The organism is Halopolyspora algeriensis (assembly GCF_003337235.1).
Lineage (GTDB): Bacteria > Actinomycetota > Actinomycetes > Mycobacteriales > Pseudonocardiaceae > Haloactinomyces > Haloactinomyces algeriensis.
This window is the reverse complement of the sequence record NZ_QPJC01000002.1, coordinates 542,709-564,480: the sequence shown is the minus strand read 5'-3', so window position 1 is coordinate 564,480 and position 21,772 is coordinate 542,709. Positions and strand designations below refer to the sequence as shown.

22 protein-coding genes are annotated in these 21,772 nt (G+C 69.2%); 16 read left to right on the top strand and 6 right to left on the bottom strand.

Annotated elements, in window-relative coordinates:
- The first annotated feature begins 2 nt into the window (after positions 1-2).
- From DFQ14_RS05900 to DFQ14_RS05875, 6 genes are all read left to right on the top strand, one after another.
- Entirely contained in the window at positions 3-566 is a 564-nt protein-coding gene (locus tag DFQ14_RS05900; RefSeq protein ID WP_114452006.1) for an NADH-quinone oxidoreductase subunit J, read from the top strand.
- On the top strand, positions 563-868 hold the full coding sequence (locus DFQ14_RS05895) for an NADH-quinone oxidoreductase subunit NuoK (protein ID WP_114452005.1): 306 nt from the start codon (positions 563-565) through the stop codon (positions 866-868). Before DFQ14_RS05900 ends, DFQ14_RS05895 begins: the two co-directional genes overlap by 4 nt.
- A 3-nt stretch (positions 869-871) precedes the next feature.
- Entirely contained in the window at positions 872-2,737 is a 1,866-nt protein-coding gene (locus DFQ14_RS05890; RefSeq protein WP_114452004.1) for an NADH-quinone oxidoreductase subunit 5 family protein, read from the top strand.
- 3 nt (positions 2,738-2,740) lie between these two features.
- The gene (locus tag DFQ14_RS05885) at positions 2,741-4,246 is read left to right on the top strand and encodes a complex I subunit 4 family protein (RefSeq protein ID WP_114452003.1); all 1,506 of its coding nucleotides are present in this window, start codon (positions 2,741-2,743) and stop codon (positions 4,244-4,246) included.
- Positions 4,243-5,670 (top strand): NADH-quinone oxidoreductase subunit N, encoded by a 1,428-nt coding sequence (locus DFQ14_RS05880; RefSeq protein ID WP_114452002.1) that lies wholly within the window; start codon positions 4,243-4,245, stop codon positions 5,668-5,670. Before DFQ14_RS05885 ends, DFQ14_RS05880 begins: the two co-directional genes overlap by 4 nt.
- 316 nt (positions 5,671-5,986) lie before the next feature.
- Complete coding sequence (locus tag DFQ14_RS05875; RefSeq protein WP_114452001.1) at positions 5,987-6,289, top strand: WhiB family transcriptional regulator; 303 nt, start codon at positions 5,987-5,989, stop codon at positions 6,287-6,289.
- Positions 6,290-6,491: 202 nt separating this feature from the next.
- Here DFQ14_RS05875 and DFQ14_RS05870 read toward each other — a convergent pair whose 3' ends face one another.
- The 4 genes from DFQ14_RS05870 to DFQ14_RS05855 all read right to left on the bottom strand — a co-directional run bounded on the left by DFQ14_RS05870 (position 6,492) and on the right by DFQ14_RS05855 (position 10,985).
- Positions 6,492-7,202: a DUF4383 domain-containing protein gene (locus DFQ14_RS05870; RefSeq protein WP_114452000.1), complete on the bottom strand. Its 711-nt coding sequence runs from the start codon at positions 7,200-7,202 to the stop codon at positions 6,492-6,494.
- A 158-nt stretch (positions 7,203-7,360) separates the two neighbouring features.
- Positions 7,361-9,469: a xanthine dehydrogenase family protein molybdopterin-binding subunit gene (locus DFQ14_RS05865; RefSeq protein ID WP_114451999.1), complete on the bottom strand. Its 2,109-nt coding sequence runs from the start codon at positions 9,467-9,469 to the stop codon at positions 7,361-7,363.
- Positions 9,466-10,458, bottom strand: coding sequence for an FAD binding domain-containing protein (locus DFQ14_RS05860; RefSeq protein WP_114451998.1), 993 nt, complete (start codon positions 10,456-10,458; stop codon positions 9,466-9,468). Before DFQ14_RS05860 ends, DFQ14_RS05865 begins: the two co-directional genes overlap by 4 nt.
- Positions 10,455-10,985: a 2Fe-2S iron-sulfur cluster-binding protein gene (locus DFQ14_RS05855; protein ID WP_114451997.1), complete on the bottom strand. Its 531-nt coding sequence runs from the start codon at positions 10,983-10,985 to the stop codon at positions 10,455-10,457. The genes DFQ14_RS05860 and DFQ14_RS05855 overlap by 4 nt, the downstream gene beginning before the upstream one ends.
- 187 nt (positions 10,986-11,172) lie before the next feature.
- On the opposite strand from DFQ14_RS05855, the gene DFQ14_RS05850 reads away from it, so the two are divergent.
- A complete protein-coding gene (locus DFQ14_RS05850) occupies positions 11,173-12,126 on the top strand; it encodes a TIGR03557 family F420-dependent LLM class oxidoreductase (protein ID WP_114452163.1) in 954 nt (317 codons plus the stop codon).
- A gap of 24 nt (positions 12,127-12,150) precedes the next feature.
- On the opposite strand, the gene DFQ14_RS05845 is transcribed toward DFQ14_RS05850, so the two are convergent.
- The gene (locus DFQ14_RS05845) at positions 12,151-12,375 is read right to left on the bottom strand and encodes a DUF2188 domain-containing protein (RefSeq protein ID WP_114451996.1); all 225 of its coding nucleotides are present in this window, start codon (positions 12,373-12,375) and stop codon (positions 12,151-12,153) included.
- Positions 12,376-12,511: 136 nt separating this feature from the next.
- On the bottom strand, positions 12,512-13,756 hold the full coding sequence (locus DFQ14_RS05840) for an MFS transporter (RefSeq protein WP_114451995.1): 1,245 nt from the start codon (positions 13,754-13,756) through the stop codon (positions 12,512-12,514).
- Between the two features lie 317 nt (positions 13,757-14,073).
- Between DFQ14_RS05840 and DFQ14_RS05835 the strand changes: the two genes are divergently transcribed.
- The 9 genes from DFQ14_RS05835 to DFQ14_RS05795 are packed head-to-tail and all read left to right on the top strand — an operon-like array spanning position 14,074 to position 21,646.
- Complete coding sequence (locus DFQ14_RS05835; RefSeq protein WP_114451994.1) at positions 14,074-14,895, top strand: CoA transferase subunit A; 822 nt, start codon at positions 14,074-14,076, stop codon at positions 14,893-14,895.
- Positions 14,892-15,707 carry a CoA-transferase subunit beta gene (locus DFQ14_RS05830; RefSeq protein ID WP_114451993.1) on the top strand — a complete coding sequence of 272 codons (816 nt, stop codon included), beginning with the start codon at positions 14,892-14,894 and terminating at the stop codon, positions 15,705-15,707. The genes DFQ14_RS05835 and DFQ14_RS05830 overlap by 4 nt, the downstream gene beginning before the upstream one ends.
- Entirely contained in the window at positions 15,704-16,885 is a 1,182-nt protein-coding gene (locus DFQ14_RS05825; protein WP_114451992.1) for a thiolase family protein, read from the top strand. Before DFQ14_RS05830 ends, DFQ14_RS05825 begins: the two co-directional genes overlap by 4 nt.
- A gap of 22 nt (positions 16,886-16,907) precedes the next feature.
- Positions 16,908-17,681, top strand: a complete 774-nt coding sequence (pcaH, locus tag DFQ14_RS05820) for a protocatechuate 3,4-dioxygenase subunit beta (protein WP_114451991.1) — start codon at positions 16,908-16,910, stop codon at positions 17,679-17,681.
- On the top strand, positions 17,681-18,250 hold the full coding sequence (gene pcaG, locus DFQ14_RS05815; protein ID WP_114451990.1) for a protocatechuate 3,4-dioxygenase subunit alpha: 570 nt from the start codon (positions 17,681-17,683) through the stop codon (positions 18,248-18,250). Before pcaH ends, pcaG begins: the two co-directional genes overlap by 1 nt.
- Before the next feature lie 25 nt (positions 18,251-18,275).
- Positions 18,276-19,598, top strand: coding sequence for a 3-carboxy-cis,cis-muconate cycloisomerase (pcaB, locus tag DFQ14_RS05810; protein ID WP_179951502.1), 1,323 nt, complete (start codon positions 18,276-18,278; stop codon positions 19,596-19,598).
- Positions 19,595-20,356 carry a 3-oxoadipate enol-lactonase gene (gene pcaD, locus DFQ14_RS05805; RefSeq protein ID WP_114451989.1) on the top strand — a complete coding sequence of 254 codons (762 nt, stop codon included), beginning with the start codon at positions 19,595-19,597 and terminating at the stop codon, positions 20,354-20,356. Before pcaB ends, pcaD begins: the two co-directional genes overlap by 4 nt.
- A gap of 32 nt (positions 20,357-20,388) precedes the next feature.
- Positions 20,389-20,799 (top strand): 4-carboxymuconolactone decarboxylase, encoded by a 411-nt coding sequence (gene pcaC, locus DFQ14_RS05800; RefSeq protein WP_114451988.1) that lies wholly within the window; start codon positions 20,389-20,391, stop codon positions 20,797-20,799.
- A gap of 43 nt (positions 20,800-20,842) precedes the next feature.
- Positions 20,843-21,646: an IclR family transcriptional regulator gene (locus DFQ14_RS05795; protein WP_114451987.1), complete on the top strand. Its 804-nt coding sequence runs from the start codon at positions 20,843-20,845 to the stop codon at positions 21,644-21,646.
- Positions 21,647-21,772: the final 126 nt, after the last annotated feature.

Here is a 21,772-nt window from a genome sequence, read left to right as displayed (position 1 = left end):
CGATGGTGATCACGGTGCTGTTCTGGATCCTCGGGGTATTCGCCCTGGTCTCGGGCGCGCTGGTGTTCCGGTTGGACTCGATGGCGCGGGTGACGTTCGCGTTGCTGGCCTCGTTCCTGTTCGTCGCCGGCGAGGTGCTGCTGCTGGGCCTGAGCTACCTCGGCGTGGTCATCGTGCTCATGATGACCATGGAGATGGTGATCATGGCCGTGTTCATGGTCATGTACATGATGAACCCGGCCGGGCTGATGCCGATGGCGATGTTGCACAACACCCGCGGCGCGGCGGCGATCGCCGGAGGCCTCTTCGTCGCGCTGACCACCGGGATCTTCCTCGTCGACTGGCCGCAGCGGGCCGGACGGCCACCGGCCGAGCCGACCCGGGCGCTGGGTGAGGCACTCATGGGCCCACAGATGCTGACGATGATGACGCTCGGCCTCGCGCTGTTCGCCACCATCGTGGCCACGGTGGTGCTGTCCACCCACCGGGGCCGCTACGAGCGGTTCGGCGACGACTTGTGCGCGGACCGCCCCGACGATCCGATTCCCGGTGGGGTGGGCCGATGAGTCTCGAACTGTTCCTCGTTCTCGGTGCCGGATTGCTGGCCATCGGCCTGTTCGGCGCCTTGACTCAGCAGTCGGTCGTGATGCTGATGATGGGCCTGGAACTGATGCTCAACGGCGTCATCGTCGCTGCGGCCGCCTTCTGGCACTTCCTCGCCCCGGCCACCGCCGACGGTCAGGTGCTGATCGTCGTGGTGATCACGGCGATGGCGGTGGAGATGGCGATGGGGTTCGCCGTGGTCACGGCGATCTTCCGGGCTCGCGATGTGGACATGACCGACATGGCCGCCGATCTCAAGGAGTAGCCGATGGGGGCGCTGGTGTGGCTGCTGATCGCGGTGCCGCTGGGCACCGGGGCGGTGCTGGCCTGCACCGGTCGCCGCGGCGACCGGCTCGCTCCCGCGGTGGGGATCGTGGCGGCGTCGGTGACGCTGGTGTTGGCTGCCACCGCCGCCGTATTGCGCCCGGCTGTGTCGGTGCCGCTGTTCGCCGGGATCGACGCGGGGTTGGCCGTCGACGGGCTCTCGGCGATCCTCGTGGTCACGGTCGCGACGATCACCCTGGCGGTGCTGGTCTTCGCCACCGTGGAGCTCGGTCCCGGCCGGGCGCGGGCGCGATTCACGGGTCTGATGCTGCTGTTTGCCGGGGCGATGCTGGTCACCGTCACCGCTACCGGTCTGGCGGTGCTGCTCATGGGCTGGGAGGTCATGGGGGCGACGAGCTGGGCGCTGATCGGATACTGGTGGCACCAGCCGCATCGTGTCCGAGCCGCCAACGTCGCCTTCGTGACCACCCGTGCCGCCGACCTCGGTCTGTACCTGGCGGCCGGGGCCGCACTCGCCGGCGGGGTGAGCACACTCGCGCTGCCCGCACTGCCCGATGTGAGCCGGCCATGGTTGACGGTGCTCACCGCGGGAATCGTGGCCGCCGCACTGGGCAAGTCGGCCCAGCTGCCGTTGCACTTCTGGCTCTCGCGCGCCATGGAGGGCCCCAGCTCGGTGTCGGCGCTGCTGCACTCGGCGACCATGGTCGCCGCCGGGGCGTATCTGCTGCTGCGGCTGCAGCCGCTGCTGGCCGCCTCCGGCTGGGGAGAGCCGGTGGTCGCCTGGACGGGTGCGGCGACCGCGCTGGTGCTCGGTCTCGTCGCCGTCGCCCAGACCGACCTCAAGCAGCTGCTGGCCGCCTCGACCTCCGCCCAAATCGGATTCATCGTGCTGGCCGCCGGTGCGGGTGGCGTGGCCGCGGGCACGATGCACCTCGTGGCGCACGCGGCCACCAAGTCGGCGCTGTTCCTGGCCGCGGGGGCGTGGTTGACCGCGCTGGGCACCAAGGCGCTGCCCGCGCTGCGCGGTGCCGCACGGCGGTACCGGCTGGTCGGGGTGACGTTCACGGTCGCCGCCGCGGCGCTGGCCGGACTACCACCGCTGTCGTTGTGGGTGACCAAGGACGCGGTGCTCGCCGCGGCGCTGCAGCGAAGTCCCTGGCTGTATGCGGTGGGCCTGGCTGCCGCGGTGATGGCTGCGGTCTACAGCACCAAAGCGGCGTGGGTGCTCTGGCAGCCGGAGCCAGCCGATGCCGAAGCCGGATGGGACACCGAGCACGCCGGTACTCGGCGGGTCGTGGTCTCGGCTCCGCCGGCACTGGTGTTTCTGGCCGGCTCCGCTGCCGTGCTCGGCATCCTGGCCCTCCCCCCGGTGATGCAGGTCTGGTCGAACGCCCCGGGGAATGCCTCGTCACCCGCGGTGTGGGAGCTCACGCTGTCCGCGCTGCTGGCGCTCGCCGCCGCATCCGTCACCTGGTGGTGGGGCGACCGGCCGATTCCGGTTCCGGCGGCTGCTCGCCGCTGGGCGGGGCAGTGGCTGCGGTTCGAACATGCCGCCGACGTCCTCGCCGTGCGGCCGGTAATGGTGCTGGCTCGCGGGCTGGCGGCCTTCGACGATCGGGCGCTGCATCGGATCGTGCTGGCCGTGCCCGCCGCCGGACTGTGGTTGGCACGGTTGATCAACCGTGGCGCCGAGAGCCCGGTCGACGGATTGGTGCGCCTTGCCGCCCAGACCGCCAGGGGACTCGGTTCGCTCGCGCGCCGTCCGCAGACCGGCCAGCTGCACCAGTACTACGCCCAGGCTGCGGTGGCCTTGGCCGTGCTGGCCCTGTTCCTCGTGTTCGTGAGGTAGCCCGTGCTGTCGTTGATCGTGTTCCTGCCACTGGTGGCCGCCGCGGTGCTGGCCGCCGTACCCGCCTCCGTCGGCAGGCGAGTGTTCGCGGTGAGTTGGGTGGTGGTCGCGGCGGCCGATCTCGCTCTGGTCGTGGCCGCCTGGATCGGCTACGACCCCAGCGGCGGAATGGCCTATGAACAGCAGTTGCCCTGGATCCCCACCGCCGGCGTGAGCTATCACGTCGGTATCGACGGGCTGTCGCTGCCGCTGGTGGCGGTGACGGCGGGGCTGTTCCTGGCATGCGCGATCTACTCGCTGCGGCAAACCCACCGGGTGAAAAGCTTCGTGCTGCTGTTCCTGGGTCTGCAGACGGTGAGCCAGGGATTGTTCACCGCGCTGGACCTGATCCTGTTCTTCGTCTACTTCGACCTGTCCATCGTGGGCATGTACTTCGTCATCGCCCGCTGGGGCCACGGCAGCGCGAAACGCTCGGCGCTGACATTCTTCCTCTACACCTTCATCGGGTCGTTGGCGTTGCTGCTGGGATTCATCGGGCTGTCCCTGGCCGCACAGCCGCACACCTTCGACATCGTCGCCCTGGCCCGGGCCGCCCCGCTGGCAGGCAGCGGCGCCTACGGAGCGCTGGTGCTGCTGGCCATCGGAATCGGACTGGCGATCAAGACACCGACCGTGCCGTTTCACACCTGGCTGCCGCCCGCGCACACCGACGCCCCCGCCGCCGGCTCGGCGATCCTGGCCGGAGTGCTGCTGAAAATGGGCACCTACGGCTTCGTGCGCATCGCGATGCCACTGCTGCCGGAGACCTGGCGGCAGTACGCGTCGGTCGTGGTCGTCGTCGGCGTGCTCTCGGTCCTCTACGGCGCGTTGGTGGCGCTGGCCCAGGAGGACTTCAAACGCATGATCGCCTACACCTCGGTCAACCACATGGGCTACATCATTCTGGCGGTCGGTGCGGCGGGCATCCTCGCGGGCAGCGACGAGCAGGCCCGCTCGCTGGCCGTGACCGGCGCGGTGACTCAGATGGTCAGCCACGGGCTGCTCACCGGTGCGCTGTTCCTGCTCGCCGGGATCCTCTACGACCGCAGGGACAGCTATGACATGAGTGCCTACTCCGGGCTGGCCGGACCGGCACCGGTTTTCGCCGGCGTGACCGGACTCGTCGCGTTCGCCTCCCTCGGGCTGCCCGGATTCTCCGGGTTCATCGCAGAGTTCCAGATCTTCACCGGCAGTCTGGCCTCGGCCACCGTGGCCACCGCGCTGGCCCTGCTGGGCATCCTGATCACCGCCGGGCTGCTGCTACGGGCGCTGCACCGGGTCTTCCTCGGGTCACTGCGGATCCCCGACGCACCCGGCGCCGCTCGCGATTTCACCGACCTGCGGCCGAGCGAGGCGGCCTCGATCCTGCCGCTGCTGGCAATGGCGATCGCCATCGGCGTGCTCCCGCGATTCCTGCTCGACGTGATCGAACCGGCTGCCACGGCCCTGATCGGGATGGTCGGTCGATGAACATGCACCCCGCCGCCCTGATCCCGGAACTGGCACTCGTCGCGGGCGCGGTGCTCGGTTTGCTGCTGGGCTCCTGGCTGCCACGGCACCACCAGTGGCCGGTGCGTCTGCTCGCCGCGCTGGCCTGCCTGGTGGGCCTGGCCGCCACCGCAGCCGCGATGGGATCCCCCGCCCGGATGGTCTTCGGCGGCAGCTACGCCGTCGACACCGCTACCAATGCCGGCCGGATCATCGTGCTCGCCGCCACGCTGCTGACGCTGTGTCTGTCGATCGAGACCGTCGACTCCCATCACCGCGAGACCGAGTTCCACGTGCTGATGCTGCTCGCCGCGCTCGGCACGATCGTGCTCACCGGTGCCTCGGATCTGCTGCTGCTGGTCGCCGGCTACCTGCTGGCCTCGATCCCGCTGTATGCCCTGGCCGGATTCTTCAAGGACGCGCCGGGCACCGAGGCCTCGTTGAAGTACTACCTCATGGGTGCTCTGCTCGGCGTCACCATGCTCGCCGGTGTGACCATCCTCTACGGAGTCGGTCGCTCCACCGGTTACGCCACGCTGGCCCAGAACCTGCCCGCCGCCCCACGTGCAGCGGTCGCCGTCGGACTGGTGGTCGTGCTCGCCGGACTGCTGTTCAAAATCGGCGCGGTACCCGCCCACTTCTGGGTCCCCGATGTCACCGAAGGCGCGAGCATCCCCGTGGCCGCGTTCGTCACCACCGTGCCCAAAATCGGCGGGCTCATCGCGGTCTACCGGCTGGTGGCCGAGGCGCTGCCCGGTGTGGCCGTGAACTGGCCGCTGCTGCCGGCCATCCTGGCCGCTGCGTCGATGACCCTGGGCAATCTCGCGGCGTTCTTCCAGGACACCGTCCGCCGGCTGCTGGCCTACTCCACGATCAGCCAGGTCGGCTACCTGCTCATCGCCGCCGTGGTGGCCACCCGCAGCGAGATCGCGCTGCCGAGCCTGCTGTTCTATCTGGCCGCCTACGCCGTGACCAACCTCGGCGCCTTCGCCGTCGTGGCCGAACTGCCCGGCGCCTCCCGCCTGGCCGATTACCGCGGTCTCGCCCGCCGCCACCCCGGCCTGGCCGCGGTGCTCGTCGTGTGCCTGCTCGGACTCGTCGGCACACCGCCCACAGCGGTGTTCCTCGGCAAGCTCGAGATCTTCAGCGCCGCCATCGACGGCGGCGCCACCTGGCTGGCCGTGGTCGCGGTCGTCAACACCGTCGCCAGCCTGTTCTACTACCTGCGCTGGATCGCCCCCGCCTTCCTGCGACCCGCACCGGAACAGGAGACGGACACGGACGTGCTTGCCCCAGCCGGGCGCTGGTCAGCGCTGGCCGCCTACACCGCCGGAGCCGCCTCCCTGGCCCTGGGCGTCGTAGGAGGAGTGGTCCTGCCGCTCGGAATGGGTCCGCTGCTGCCATAGATCCTGCCCAGGATCCGTGCCACCTGCCCGGACTGATCACGGCAGCGAAAGAGCCGGACTCAAAGACGGGCACACGGCGCAGGGATGCCGAAGACGTGCGGGCGTGGTCGCCGAACCACCGTCGCGGCCGGCGCCGTGCGGTTGCCGTCTTCGACCGTGACACAGCGGCATGTTTAGAACACTGCCCGCGGCGGGAAGGTGAGAAGAGGTTTCGACAGGAACCCACCACGTACCGACAGTCGAGAATGCCCCGTATGCCGGAACGGCCGGTGTTTGCACACCGGTGTGGCATGGGCGCGGGGGAGTGAGGAGAGCGGTGACAGCGACGACTCGTCTTCCGGTTCCGCATGTGGACAATTACGACTGGCAGCGGGATGCTGCCTGCCGGAAGCTGGGCAGCGAGATCTTCTTCCATCCGGAAAACGAGCGCGGTGGGGCTCGCCACGCTCGCGAGTCGCAGGCCAAGCAGGTGTGCGCACGGTGCCCGGTGCAGCAGGCGTGCCTGAATCACGCATTGAGCGTTGGAGAGCCCTATGGTGTCTGGGGCGGGCTTGGCGAGGACGAACGGCGTAAATTGCTCGAGAGCGGCAATGTCGCGGAATTGAGCATGTCGGCCTGACGTGGCCGGCTGTGCCCGGTCGTGCCCGATCGAATCGCCCTTGCTCACCGAATTCCACGAGCCCGGCCTGCCGCTGATCCGTGTGTACGCGGTTGTGAGGATCAGCGGCAGGCCGGGCTCTTTTTTTGTGTCTTCTGCTTCTGCTGCTTCGTTCGGAAATCAGCCGGGTGCCGACGGGAGCGGCAGCAGGGAGCCGGGACGGTCAGGCGTCACTGCGGCGAGGTGTCTCCCGGCGGGCCTGCTCGTATGCGTGAGCACGCTCGTGGGCTTGCCGCCGGGCCTGCTCGCGCTCGACCAGAGCCTGCTGTTCCGGTGTGGGATGCCCTTCCCCCATGGCCACCTCGGCCTCCATCTGTTCTCGTTCCCGCTCGTCCTTGGGTTGGGCGGGCACGTTGAGCTGCTCATCCGGGTCCGGCCGTTCCCGCACGGGATGGGATCGCCGGTAGGGGTTGTCCGGTGGGAGCCCTCCGGAGACCCGGCCGTACATGCCCCCGATCAACAGCAGCAAGCCGGCGATCAGGCTGAAGAACACGTTCGGCAACCGGAATGCGAGAATGTTGAAGCTCGTGTGCAGAATTCCCAGATGCACGATGCCGGAGATCAAAAAGATCACGCCGATCGCCGCGGTGACGGTGGAGGCGGTCGGACCTCCCCACACGGCCGAGCCGATCAGGATGGCTCCCACGACCACCGAGATGGTCGACAGCGCACCGTTGCTGGACAGTCCCACGACCATCTGCCCCTGAGTGGAGAAGAACGCCAGTCCGTTGGCGAAGCCCAGGCCCGCGAAAACCCACAGGCCGAGGCCGAACAGCGCTGCCCAGACCCGCTGCACGATGTACACCGGATGCGGGCGAAGCGATGTCCCCCTGTCGTTCCGGCCCGATGTTTCCCCCTTCGGGTCCCTGCTCATGTGGGAACCTCCTCGCGAGTGTCCGGCCCTTTTCGGGCCTTGCGCACAACGTGGGCGTGCCGGAGGGCACGCGCCATCCGCCTCTTGAGGTTTCCCCGCCGGAAGGCGGAAGTAACGTGCCGACCCGCACCGGCATCCGCAGGCGTGTTCGTGGCCCGTCAGCGCAGGAACTTGTCGGGATGCAGCGGGAGTTCCCGCACGCGGATCCCGGTGGCGTGGTAAGCGGCGTTGGTGATGGCCGCCGCGGTACCGGTGATCCCGAGCTCGCCGATGCCCTTGGAACCCATGGGATTGACGTACGGATCGTGCTCGTCCAGCCAGTCCACCTCGAGAGAGCCGACATCGGCGTTGGTGGCGATGTGGTACTCGGCGAGATCATGGTTGACCACGTGCCCGAAGCGGGGATCGAGCACGCTTTCCTCGTGCAAGGCCATGGACAGTCCCATGGTCATCCCCCCGAGCAGTTGCGACCGCCCGGTCCGCGCGTTGATGATCCGGCCCGCGGCGAAGATGCCCAGCAGCCGGGGCACCGACACCTCCCCGGTGTCGGCGTTGACCCACACCTCGGCGAACTGGGCGCCGAAACTGTGCATCGCGTATTGGCTGGTGTGGGGGTTGTCGGGCATTCCCTCGGTGGCCTCGACCCCCTCGGCGGGGACGGTGCCACCGTGCTCGTCCAGCCGTGCCCGCAGCGTGCGGGCCGCGGCCACGATGGGGGAGCCCCACGAGTTGATGCCGGAGGAGCCTCCCGCACCCGAGGCAGTGGGCAACGTGGTGCTGCCGATCTCCAGATCGACCTCGCCGACGGAAACCTCCAGGGCATCGGCGGCGATCTGGGTCAGTGCCGTCCAGGTTCCGGTGCCGATGTCGACCGCACCGATCCGCACGGCATAGCGCCCGTCGGGGGTGGCGCGGATGGTGGCTTGTGAGCCCGGCATCGCGAAGACGGGATAGGTGGACGCGGCCACTCCCGTCCCGACCAGCCACTCGCCGTGCCGCCGGGTACCCGGCCGTGGGTCGCGGTCGTGCCACCCGAACCGCCGAGCCCCTTCCCGCAGGCAGGCCACCAGGTTGCGGCTGGAAAACGGCAGGCCGGATTCCGGGTCGGTCTCCGGCTCGTTGCGCACCCGGAACTCGATCGGGTCCAGACCGCAGGCCAGAGCCATCTCGTCCATGGCCACCTCGGGCCCGAACATGCCGGGGCACTCGCCGGGAGCCCGCATCCACGTGGGCACCGGCGTGTCCAGCGCCGCAAGCCGGTGCGAGGTGCGGCGATGCGGCGCGGCATACATCGTGCGCGTCGGGATGGCCGTCTGCTCGGCGAACTCCTTGACCTTCGCGGTCTGCTCGACCACGTCCAGCGTGATCGCCGAAAGCCTGCCCTGCTCGTCGGCACCGAGCCGCACGTGCTGGATCGTCGGAGTGCGATAGCCGACCACGGAGAACATCTGCTGGCGGGTCAGCGGGAACTTCACCGGCCGCCCCGGCACGAGCCGCGCGGCCATCGCGGCCAGCACCACATTCGGGTGCGGGATGCCCTTCGAGCCGAAACCGCCTCCGACATGCGGGGAGATCACGCGTACCTGCTGCTGATCGAGCTCGAACAGCGGCGCCACGGCTGCCTGAGTCCAGTACACGCCCTGGGTGGAGTCGTGCAGCGTGAGCTCGCCGTCGGTCCAGCACGCGATGGTGGCGTGCGGCTCCATCGGATTGTTGTGCTCCATCGGCGTGGAGTAGGTCGCATCCAGTGTCACCGCCGCCGAGGCCAGCGCACCGTCGGCATCGCCCTGCGCGGTGTCGGTGTCGAATGCGGGATTGACCTGCTCCGGCTTGTAGAGATCGTCCCGGTCGGCACGCAGTTCCACATCGTGCTCGTACCGCTCGTAGTGCACCCGGATCAGATCGGCCGCACGGCGGGCGATCTCGGGTGTCTCGGCGATCACGCCGCCGAGGAACTGGCCACGGTAGCCGACCTCGCCGGACTGCAGGATCTCCAGCTCACCGTTGCCGGTGGACGCCAACCGCGGTGCGTTGGCGTGCGTGAGCACCGCCAGCACGCCCGGTTCGGCCTCGGCGGCGCTGGTGTCGATCCCGGTTGCACGCCCGAGCGCGATCGCGGCCTGCAGGGGATGCAGGTGGGCGGGACTGTCGACCGGATGCTCGACGGCGTACGGCGCTGTGCCGGTGACCTTCTCCGTTCCGTCGAGGCGGGTCAACGGGGTGCCGATCGCATTCGCCCGGAGCATGCTCTCCTCGGCGGTGGTCATCGTGCTTCCTCCCCGGCCAGGTCGCGCAGCGTGGCCACGAGCGTGTTGCGGGCCATGGGCACCTTGAAAGCGTTGTCCCGCACCGGTTGCGCTTCGGCGAGTTCGGCTTCGGCGGCCTCGCGGAACGATTGCTCGGTCGCCGGTGCGCCACGCAGCGCCTGCTCGGCCGTATTCGCACGCCACGGCTTGTGTGCGACTCCGCCCAGCGCGATCCGGGCCTCGCGCACGGTGCCGTCCTCGACGTCGAGTGCGGCAGCCACCGACACCAGCGCGAACGCGTACGACGCCCGGTCGCGGACCTTGCGGTACCGCGACCGGGCGGCCATCGGCAGTTCCGGCAGGTCCACCGCCGTGATCAGGTCGCCGTGTTCGAGCACCGTGTCGCGGTGCGGTTCGTCTCCGGGAAGCCGATGCAGCTCGGTCACCGGAATGTCGCGTTGTCCGTTCGGGCCGGTGACGTGCACGGTCGCGTCCAGCGCGGTCAGGGCCACGGCCATGTCCGAAGGATGCGTGGCCACGCAGTGCTCGGAAGCGCCGAGAATCGCGTGGTACCGCGTGTAGCCGCCCCGGGCCGAACATCCCTGCCCGGGTTCGCGCTTGTTGCACGGTGTGGTGACATCCTGAAAGTACGGGCACCGCGTGCGCTGCAACAGGTTCCCGCCCGTGGTGGCGAGGTTGCGCAGTTGCCCGGACGCTCCGGACAGCAGCGCCTGGGACAGGACGGGGTAGCGCTGCCGGACGATCGCCTCGGCCGCGAGGTCGCTGTTGCGCACGGTCGCGCCGACGCGCACGCCACCGTCGGGCAGCGTGTCGATGCCGTCGAACGGCAGCCGAGTGACATCGACGAGCAACTCGGGTTCGGCGACACCGAGCTTGAGGTGGTCGACGAGATTGGTGCCGCCACCGAGAAACGCCGCTGCGGGCCGGACGCCCACGGCGGCGACAGCGCCGTCGGCACGGTCGGCTCGCTGATAATCGAAGGGAATCATCGGCCGCTCCCGTTCGCCGCTTCCCGGATGGCCGTGACGATGTTCGCGTAGGCACCGCAACGGCACAGATTCCCGCTCATGCGTTCGCGGATCTCCTCGTCGTCGAGTTCTGATTCGTCGAGTGCGGCGCCGCCCTCACCGTGCTCGGTGACCGAGCTCGGCCATCCGGCCTCGGCCTCGTCGAGCATGCCCACCGCCGAGCAGATCTGTCCCGGAGTGCAGTACCCGCACTGCAGGCCGTCGTGCTCGAGGAAGGCCCGTGCCACGGGGTGCAGTTCCTCGCCGTCGGCCAATCCCGCCGCCGTGGTGATCTCCGATCCGGCGTGGGCCACCGCCAGGGCCAGGCACGTGGTGGCGCGGCGCCCGTCGAGCAGGACCGTGCACGAACCGCACTGCCCGTGATCGCAGCCCTTCTTCGGTGTGGTCACCCCGAGCCGTTCCCGCAGGGCGTCCAGCAGTGTCGTGCGTGTGTCGACGGTGAGTGAGCGTTGCTCGCCGTCCACCCGCAACTCGATTCGGGTATCCATACGCCGGCCCTTTCCCGTCACCGCGGTCGGTAGGGGGCTGCCCGGGCGGTGCCCAGGCCAAACCGGGACGCCGACGACGACACCCGGACAGGGCAGGAGCCTCCCCGTCGTCGCGGTCGCAACACCCGGTGTGGTGACGAAGGCCCGGTGGTGATTGGGCAGGGCGATGATCGGGTACGGCGGCGGAATGGTCAGTGTTGGTTATTTCCTGTCCTGCGAGGCCTTCGGGCCGGAGGAACTGCTGCGCCAGGCCCGGATGGCCGAGCAGGCGGGTTTCGAACGGCTGTGGATCTCGGACCACTTCCACCCGTGGCTGGACGAGCAGGGCAACAGTCCCTTCGTGTGGTCGGTGATCGGAGCGCTGTCCCAGGTCACGTCATTGCCGATCACCACGGCGGTCACCTGCCCGACGGTGCGCACGCATCCTGCGGTGATCGCCCAGGCCGCCGCCACGGCCGCAGTGCAGTGCCAGGGCCGGTTCGTCCTCGGAGTCGGCTCGGGTGAGGCACTCAACGAGCACATCACCGGCGATCGCTGGCCCCCGGTCGCGGTGCGACTGTCGATGCTGGACGAGGCCTGCGAGATCATCCGCAAGCTGCATACCGGAGAGGAAGTCACCTACCGCGGGCAGTACTACACCGTGGAAAACGCCCGGCTCTACACGCTGCCGGAGCAGCCGGTGCCGATCTATGTCTCCGCGTTCGGTCCGCAGGCAGCGCGGGTGGCGGGCCGCATCGGGGACGGATTCTGTTCGACCATGCCCGACCCCGGGCTGGTGAACACCTTCCGGGACGGCGCCGGGAACAAGCCTGCACAGGCCGGTTTGAAGCTGTGCTGGGCCGACACCGAGGAAGAGGGCAGGACGAGAGCGCACCGGTTGTGGCGCAATGAGCTGCTGCCCGGTGGGCTGGGACAGACGCTGTCCACTCCGCGCGAATTCGAGCAGGTCTCCACCCTGGTCACCGAGCAGATGGTGGGGGAGCAGTTCCCCTGCGGCTCGGACCCGCAGCGGCTGCTCGACATCGTGCAGCAGTTCGCCGATGCGGGTTATGACGAGGTGTACTTGCAGCAGATCGGCCCCGAGCAGGAGAAGTTCTTCGATGCCTTCTCGCGTGAGCTGCGGCCCCGGATACCGGCGTGACCACCGGGGCCGCCCGGCCTCTTCTCAGGCCTCCTCGGTCTGCGGTTGCACGAGGCGCTTGTCGCAGACCTGGCCGTTGATCCCGTGGATCAGGAGTTCGCCACCGCCGTTGTGGCGCAGCTCCCGCTCGGCCTCGTCGATCGCATCGGCTTGGGTGTCGGTCTGCGGTTCCGTCCCATCGGAACCGGCACCGACCACCTTCCATCCGCCTCCGGTGGCACGGTCGGGAACCACGTGGCGTTCGGACAAGACGACCTCCCCGTCATACCGGCGTGTTCAGCTGCTCGGATACCCGTCATCCGGCCTGTCCACACATTGCCGGTGAGAACCCCGCGATGCTCTGCCGCTTCAGCGGGAGCGTGAGTATCCCCGAGGGCACGCGGGCTCAAGCCCCGTCGCGATGGGTCGGCATACGGCGCAGAACGGGGATGCTGGCCAGCAGGGCCGCGCTGGTGACCCCGAACACCGCGGAATATCCGTCGGTTTCGGCGAAGACGAGGACATCCACCGATCGGCACAGCTGCACGGCGAGCCCGGCGAGCAACGGTCCGAGCAGGACTCCGATGCCACGGCTGAAACCGAACAACCCGGCTCCGATCCCGTGCTGCTGCCGGTCGGGCAACAGGCCCATCAGCACCGAATAGGGAAGTGTGATCAGCACGACGGCGGCGAACGTGATCGGAACGATCGCGGCGATGAAGTAGGTGTTGGTGCTCAGCAGTGGCGGCAGCAGGCCGAGCGCGAAAATCCACAGTGCTGCCGTCATCACCGGTCGATGGCCGTAGCGGTCGGCGAGTTTGCCGCTGACGGGAGCGGCCACGATCGCCGCGCCGCCGACCAGCGCCAAGGCTCCCGACACCTGCGGCAAGGACAACCCCAGCCCCTGGGTGAAATACAGGACGACGAACACCCGCAGTGCACCCACCGCCGTTTCCCACAGCGAGTTCGCCACCGCCCAGCGGCGAATATCGGGCTGGTCCCTGAGCAGTTCCCACTCGCGTGCCCGGCCGGTCCGGTTCCGCGTGGACTCGGGCGAGGTGGTCTGCAGCCGCGTGCGTATGGACAGATACAGCACCACGGTGACCCCGATGATCGCCACGGCACCCAGCAAGAACGGCAGCGGTTGCCACCAGTGCAGCAGCAAACCGCCGACCGACAGCGACGCGAGCATGCCGACCGACCGGAACGTGCCCTGAGCCCCCTGGGAGCGGCCTCGCTGCGCATCGGGCACGAGATCGGGAAAGAGGGCGTAGTACGGGGAGTAGTAGACGAAGTAGCCCACGAAGAACACGGTCAGTCCGATGCCGATACCGAGCAGTGAGCCGGCATTGACCGGGATCAGTACCAGACCCGTGATCGCCAGGACGGCGCCGACGAGCACGAAGGGCATCCGGCCCCCGATCCGGGTTCCGGTCGCATCGGACCACGACCCGACCACGGTCGGCACGATCAGGGACAGCACGCCTTCGCCCGCGACCATGGCTCCGGTGATCGCAGGACCGGACAGGCGCTCGATCAGCACCGGCAGGTAGGTGGTGACCAGCGTGTAGGCCAAGGCGATGCCGAAGGCGGGCAGTCCGAGCACGGCCAGGAATGCCGAGGTCCGGGTGCCGTGATCATTGTCCACCATTCAGGGGCTCCCCCGCCGGGAGACGGCTGCCCCCGCTGGAGCCGCTCCGGTGCCTGCGAGCCGGGCCGGGGGGTGGCTGTGGTTCCGTGTCACGGTGATCACCTCCACCGGCAGGGTCCCGGGGGAAGCGGGCCGGTAAACGTCCCGTTCTTGCCGAAGCGGGTGTGTGGCGGAGAAGACGCCGCGCGGTCACCCAGCGGCACGATGCTCTCTTGAACCGATTCACCGGCATTGACCCCTCGAACTTTTTTCGGCTAGTGTTCGCATGTAGCACGAACGTTCTCTATGTGAACGCCTCTTGGTGAAGGAGTGGGTAGGTGTCTCGCATACGGCAGCTTGACGTGGCCGTGTCGGAACTGGTCGGTGACGGTGATGTCGTGGCCCTGGAGGGCTTCACCCATCTCATCCCGGTGGCCGCCGGTCACGAGATCATTCGCCAGGGGCGGCGGGATCTGACGTTGTGTCGGATGACGCCGGATGTGATCTACGACCAGATGATCGGCGCCGGCTGCGCGCGCAAGCTGGTGTTCTCCTGGGGTGGCAACCCCGGGGTGGGATCCCTGCACCGGTTCCGCGACGCGATCCAGCACTCCTGGCCGGTACCGCTGGAGATCGAGGAGCACAGCCACGCCGGCATGGCCAATCGGTACACCGCCGGAGCCTCCGGCCTCCCGTTCGCCGTCCTGCGCGGCTACGCAGGTACCGACCTGCCCGAGCACACCGAGTCGATCAAGACCATCGAGTGCCCCTTCACCGGAGAGAAGCTGGCCGCGGTGTCGGCCATCAACCCCGATGTCGGCATCATCCACGCCCAGCAGGCCGACCGCGAGGGCAACGTGCAGATGTGGGGGATCACCGGAGTCCAGAAGGAGACGGTCCTGGCGTCGAAGCGGTCGCTGGTGACGGTCGAGGAGATCGTCGACGAGCTCGAGCCGCGCCCGGGTTCGGTCGTGCTGCCGAAATGGGCGGTCACCGCGGTGGCCGAGGTGCCGGGTGGTGCCCATCCTTCGTACGCCCAGGGCTACTACGAGCGGGACAACGACTACTACCAGCGTTGGGATCCGATCGGTCGCGACCGGGAGCGCTTCCAGCAGTGGCTGGACACCGAGGTGTTGAACGTGGAGAGGAGTGCGCGATGAGCACCGAGACGCAGGCGGTTTCCGCCGACGGCACCGCCGGGGCCCCGGTCCCGGAGTTCACCACCGACGAGATGATGACGGTGGCCGCCTCGCGCTCGCTGCGCGACGGTACCGCGTGCTTCGTGGGGATCGGGCTGCCGAGCACGGCGGCCAACCTGGCCCGTCGTACCCACGCTCCCGAGCTGGTGCTGATCTACGAGTCCGGCACGCTCGGCACGAAACCCGACCGGCTGCCCCTGTCCATCGGCGACGGCATCCTGGCCGACACAGCGGACTCCGTGGTCAGCGTGCCCGAGATCTTCAACTACTGGCTGCAGCCCGGCCGGGTGAACACCGGCTTCCTCGGTGGGGCCCAGGTCGACAAGTACGGCAACATCAACACCACGGTCATCGGCGGGGACTACGCCGATCCCAAGGTTCGCCTGCCCGGCGCCGGAGGCGCTCCGGAGATCGCCGCCTCCTGCCAGGAGGTGCTGATCGTGATGCGCCAGAGCACCCGGTCGTTCGTCGAATCGGTGGACTTCGTGACCTCGATGGGGTACGGCCGCGGAGGCGACGACCGGCAGCGGCACGGGATGACCGGACGGGGCCCGGTCAAAGTCATCACCGATCTCGGCATGCTCGAACCCGACCCGGACACCCGCGAGCTGACCCTGACCCACCTCGGCCCCGATATCGAGGTCGAGCAGGTCCGCGAGGCCACCGGCTGGCCGCTGCAGGTGGCCGAGGAACTGTCCGTGCTGCAGCCACCGACCGACCACGAGCTGTCGGTGCTTCGTGAGCTCAAGGCAACGATAGGAGGCACGTCGTGAGCAACGGCGTCTACGTGCTCGACGCGGTGCGCACCCCGATCGGCCGCTACGGCAAGGGCTTGGCGGAGGTGCGTCCCGATGACCTCGCCGCCCACGTCGTCCGCTCGATCGTCGACCGCGCACCGAACCTCGACCCGGCCCGGGTGGAGGATGTGCTCTTCGGTGATGCCAACGGTGCCGGCGAGGACAATCGCAACGTCGCCCGGATGGCGTCGCTGCTGGCCGGATTGCCCACCAGCGTGGCCGGGGCGACGGTGAACCGGCTGTGCGGCTCGGGGCTGGAGGCGGCCATCGAAGCCAGCCGCACGGTGCAGACCGGTGACGCCGACCTGCTCATCGCCGGTGGCGTCGAGTCGATGAGCCGGGCGCCGTGGGTACTGCCCAAGCCCGAGCGTGGCTACCCGCGCGGACACGAGACGCTGCATTCCACGACGCTGGGGTGGCGCATGGTCAACCCCGAGATGCCCTCGGAGTGGACCATCTCGCTGGGCGAGAGCGCCGAGATCCTCGCCGACCGTTACAAGATCAGCCGCGAGGACCAGGACGCGTTCGCGCTGCGCAGCCACAGCCGCGCGGCGGCCGCGTGGGAGGCCGGTGCCTTCGACAGGGAGGTCGTGGCCGTCCCGGGAACGGACGTGACCCGTGACGAGGGCATCCGCGCGGACAGTACGCCGGAATCGCTGGCCAAGCTCAAGCCCGTGTTCCGCAGCGAAGGGACGGTCACCGCGGGCAACTCCTCGCCGATGAACGACGGTGCGGCGGGCCTGCTCATCGGCAGCGAGAGCGCCGCCGAGCAACTGGGCACGAGCCCACTGGCGCGCATCGTCAGCCGGGGCGTGGCCGGGGTCGACCCCGATGTGTTCGGGATCGGTCCGGTCGAGGCCGCCCGAACCGCCCTGCGCCGAGCCGGCATCGGCTGGGACGACCTCACCGCGGTCGAGCTGAACGAGGCCTTCGCCTCCCAGTCGCTGGCCTGCCTGGCCGAGTGGCCCGAACTCGACCCCGAGATCGTCAACGTGCAGGGCGGTGCGATCGCCATCGGCCATCCGCTCGGTGCCTCCGGAGCCCGCATCCTCGGCACGTTGGCGCACCAGCTGCACCGTGCCGGCGGCGGGTGGGGACTCGCCGCGATCTGCATCGGTGTCGGTCAGGGTCTGGCCGTCGTCCTGCACGCGTGACCGGTAATCTTCAGGAGCAACCATGTACCCGAAAGACACGGCCTACGACGTAGCGGCGACCACACCGGCACCTTCCGGGCTGGTCCTGCCCTCCTACAAGCGCGATGAGTCCAGCCACCCGGCGCTGGACACGGAGGAGTACAACTCCACCCACCTGCGGGCGCCGCAGCAGCCCCTGCAGGTGCTGCCGCATTACCTCACCGAAGTCACCGGCCCGCTGTTGGGCCACGACCGGGTCGGCGAGACCGACCACGACCTCACCGCCCAGCACGCGGGTGAGCCCCTCGGCGAGCGGATCATCGTCAGTGGCCGGGTGCTCGACTCCGACGGCAAGCCGGTGCCGAACACCCTGGTGGAGATCTGGCAGGCCAACTCCGCGGGTCGGTACGAACACTCCGGCGATCGGCATCCGGCGCCGCTGGACCCGAACTTCTCCGGAACCGGCCGGTGCCTGACCGACTCCGACGGGTTCTACAAGTTCATCACCATCAAGCCCGGTGCCTACCCGTGGCGCAATCACGACAATGCGTGGCGGCCCGCGCACATTCATCTCTCGCTGTTCGGGCAGGCCTTCACCCAGCGGCTGATCACCCAGATGTACTTCCCCGGTGATCCGCTGTTCTACCAGGACCCGATCTTCAACTCGGTGCGGGACCCGAAGGCGCGCGAGCGGATGATCTCCCGGTTCGACCTCGACACCACGGTGCCGGAGTGGGCGTTGAGCTACAAGTTCGACATCGTACTGCGCGGTCGCGAGGCCACACCGTTCGAGGACGACGAGGAGGACGACGACTGATGGCCGGTGACACGCTGGGCACCACCCCGTCGCAGACCGTGGGCCCGTTCTTCGCTCTTTCCGGTGGCATCCTCTGGGAGGACGGCCCCGAGGTCGTCGGCGCCGACGAGCCGGGCGCGATCGTCGTCCACGGCCGGGTGCTCGACGGCAACGGTGATCCGGTGCCGGACGCGGTCGTCGAGACCTGGCAGGCCGACTCGCAGGGTCGGTTCGACCACTTCGACGATTCCCGCGGCGAGAGCACGTCGTTTCGCGGTTTCGGCCGCTGCGGTACCGACCCCGAGGGACGGTACTGGATCCGCACCGTCAAGCCCGGCACCCTGCCGACACCGGACGGTGCCACCGAAGCCCCGCACATCGATGTCACCGTGCTCGCCCGGGGGCTGCTCAACCGGGTCGTGACACGGATCTACTTCCCGGAGGAGCAGGAGGCCAATGCGGCCGACCCGGTCCTTTCCACTGTGGATGCCGGCAGGCGCGGTACCCTGATCGCGGCCGCCGATTCCGGCGGATACCAGTTCGACATCCGATTGCAAGGCGATGACGAGACCCTCTTTTTCGCCGTCTGAATCGGCCTCCGACCTGTTCGGACCGATGTTCGGCACGCCCGCGATCACGGCTGCCCTCTCCGGGCAGGCGTGGTTGCAGGCGATGCTGGACGTCGAGAGTGCGCTCGCCCGGGCACAGGCCCGGGCCGGCGTCATCCCGCACCGGGCGGCCGAGGAGATCACCCGGCACTGCCGGGCCGAGAATTTCGACACGGCATCGATCGGTGACCGTGCCGCGTCCTCGGCCACGCCGGTGATCGCCCTCGTCCGTGACCTGACCGCCCTCGTGGACGAGACGGCCGCACCCCACGTGCACCGGGGCGCCACCAGTCAGGACATCGTCGACACCGCAGCCATGCTCGTCGCGCACCGCTCGGTGGAACTCGTTCTGGCGGATCTGCGGGCCGCGGCCGAGCAGTGCGCCGGACTGGCCGAGCGGCATCGCGGCACCCTCGTGGTCGCTCGCAGCCTCCTGCAGCAGGCGCTGCCGACCACGTTCGGTCGCAAGTGTGCGGGCTGGCTCGTCGCGCTGACCGAGGCGAGCGACGGGCTGGAGCGTGTGTGGCGGCAGCGGCTGGCCGTGCAACTCGGGGGACCGGCGGGCACGCTCGCCTCCCTCGGCGACGACGGACAGCGAGTGCTCGGCCTGCTGGCCGAGGAGCTCGGGCTGGGTGAACCGACCGTGCCGTGGCACACCGACCGCAACCGCATCGGCGAGCTCGCGGGCGCGCTCGGTACGGTGGCCGGAACGCTGGGCAAGATCGCGCTCGATGTGAAGCTGCACGCACAGACCGAGTCAGGTGAACTCGCCGAAGGGCAATCCGGTGGCTCCTCGGCGATGCCGCACAAGCGCAACCCCGTACGGGCGGTCCTGATCACCGCAGCCACCCAGCGTGTGCCCGCGCTGGTCGGTGGCCTGCTCGCGGCCATGCCGCAGGAGCACGAACGCGCAGCGGGGGCGTGGCAGGCCGAATGGGAGCCGCTGGGCGAGCTGCTGCGCCTGGTGGGCGCGGCAGCCTCGGCCGCCCGCGAACTCCTCGCAGGCCTGCGCGTGGACCCCGACCGCATGCGCAGCAATCTCGACCTCACCGGCGGGCTGCTCATGGCCGAGAGTGCGGCCTCGGTCCTGACGGGCGCCCTCGGGCGCAGCCGGGCGCAGGACCTCGTCGCGGAGGTGTGCCGCCGGGTGGTCGACAACGGCAGCACGTTGCGCGCCGAACTGCTGGCGGATTCCGCGGTGCGCGAGGTGCTGTCCGAGTCCGACATTCTCGCCGCGACCGAACCGGCCGACTACCTCGGCTCGGCGGGCGCCTTCGTCGACCGGGCGCTGGCCGTCCACGCGCGCACCACAGGAGGTAACGAGCAATGACCGTGCACCACGAACTGACCGGACCCGAGCAGGCACCGGTGATCGTGCTCTCCAACTCGCTGGGCACCGATTCGAGGCTGTGGGACGAGCAGGTCCCCGCCCTGACCGAGCACTTCCGGGTGCTGCGCTACGACCAGCGCGGCCACGGCGGCACGGGGGCCAAGCCCGGTCCCTACACCCTGGAGGACCTCGGCGGAGACGTGCTCGAGCTGCTCGACGAACTCGGCCTGGAGCGAGTGCACTTCGCCGGTGTCTCGCTCGGCGGCATGACGGGGATGTGGCTGGCCGAGCACGCTCCGGATCGCATCGATCGGCTCGCGCTGATCTGCACCTCGGCTCAGCTCGGGCCACCGTCGAAGTGGACCGATCGAGCTGCCGTGGTCCGGGAACAGGGCACCGCCGCGCTCGTGGAGTCCTCCCTGGCCACCTGGTTCACCCCGGAGGCGGCCGGGCGCGGCGACATCGCCGAGAAGTTCGGGGGCATGCTCCGTGCCTGCGATGACGAGGGATACGCCGCCTGTGCGGAATCGATCGCGACCATGAACCTCCTGCCACGGCTGAGTGAGATCACCGCGCAGACCCTGGCCGTGGCCGGTGCCGACGACCCGGCCACCCCGCCGCCCCACGCCGAGCAGATCGTCGACGCGATACCGACGGCACGCATGGAAGTGGTGCCGCAGGCCGCGCACCTGGCCAACGCCGAGCAACCCGAGATCGTCAACCCGCTGTTGCTGGAGCACTTCACGCGCGGCGCGTGAGCCACCCCGCGTCACCTCGTCGAGGAGGACCGATGCCCGAACACCGCGATGACACCACCCGACACGCCGAGGGGATGCGCGTGCGCCGTGACGTGCTCGGCGACGCCCATGTCGACCGCGCGGTCGCGGGTACCACCGAGTTCACCGAGCGGTTCCAGGACTTCATCACCCGCTACGCGTGGGGGGAGCTGTGGAACGGCACGGACATTGCGCGCACCACCCGCAGCTGCATCACCCTGGCCATCCTCGCCGCCACCGGCCTGGAGGACGAGTTCGCCATGCACGTGCGGGCCGCCCTGCGCAACGGCGTGCGACCGGAGGAGGTCCGGGAAGTGCTCATGCACGTGGCGATCTACGCCGGGGTGCCCCGCGCCAACACCGCGTTCAAGATCGCCAATACCATCATCGCCGAACACGACGACGCCGGAAGCGCTCCGCGCTGATGGCGATTTCCGCCCGCGCGGTGGAACGGCCCAGAGGAGAACGATGGACCCGGTAGCCGATACCGAGCCCGGCGGCGGCTTCGTGCAGTCGCTGGCTCGCGGACTGACGGTGATCCGCGCGTTCGACGAGTCCCGCCCCGAGATGACACTCAGCGAGGTCGCTCGCGCCACCGATCTGTCCCGTGCTTCGGCGCGCCGATTCCTGCACACCCTGGTGCAACTGGGCTACGTCTGGACCGACGGCCGGGTCTTCGCGCTCACCCCTCGCGTGCTGGAGCTGGGCTTTTCGTACCTGTCGAGCGTATCGCTGCCCGAGATCGCCCAGCCGCACATGGAAAAGCTCGCCGCACAGGTGCACGAGTCGGTGTCGGTGTCGGTGCTCGACGGAGACGACATCGTCTACGTGGCTCGCGTGCCCACCTCGCGGATCATGACCGTGTCCATCAACATCGGCACCCGCTTTCCCGCTTACGCCACCTCCATGGGGCGGGTGTTGCTGGCGCACCTTCCCGACCCCGAGCGGGAGGCTTACCTGGAGCGTGTGCGACTCGAGCCGCTGGGCCCACACACGCTGAAAACCCCGGACGCCCTGCGGGAGGAACTCGACCGGGTCCGGTCGCAGGGCTGGTGTTTGATCGATCAGGAGCTGGAGGCGGGCCTTCGCTCGCTGGCGGCGCCGATACGCGGCCGTTCCGAGCGGATCATGGCGGCGGTGAACGTGTCCTCCCACGCCAGTCGCACCAGTGGTGAGCGTGCCCGGCGTGTCCTGCTCCCACCGCTGCTGGAGACGGCAACGCGGATCGAGGCGGACCTGCGGGTCGCACCCAGCGCCCGCGCGGGTACGTAACGAGTGTGCCTGCAGGCCTGCCGGCGCCGTGCTCGGCAGGCTCTGTTCGGTGTGCCGTGTGGCGCAGGCGTCTGCCCGGGTAACACCTGTGCCAATATTTCTACAGATGCTACCTTTTCAGTGTTG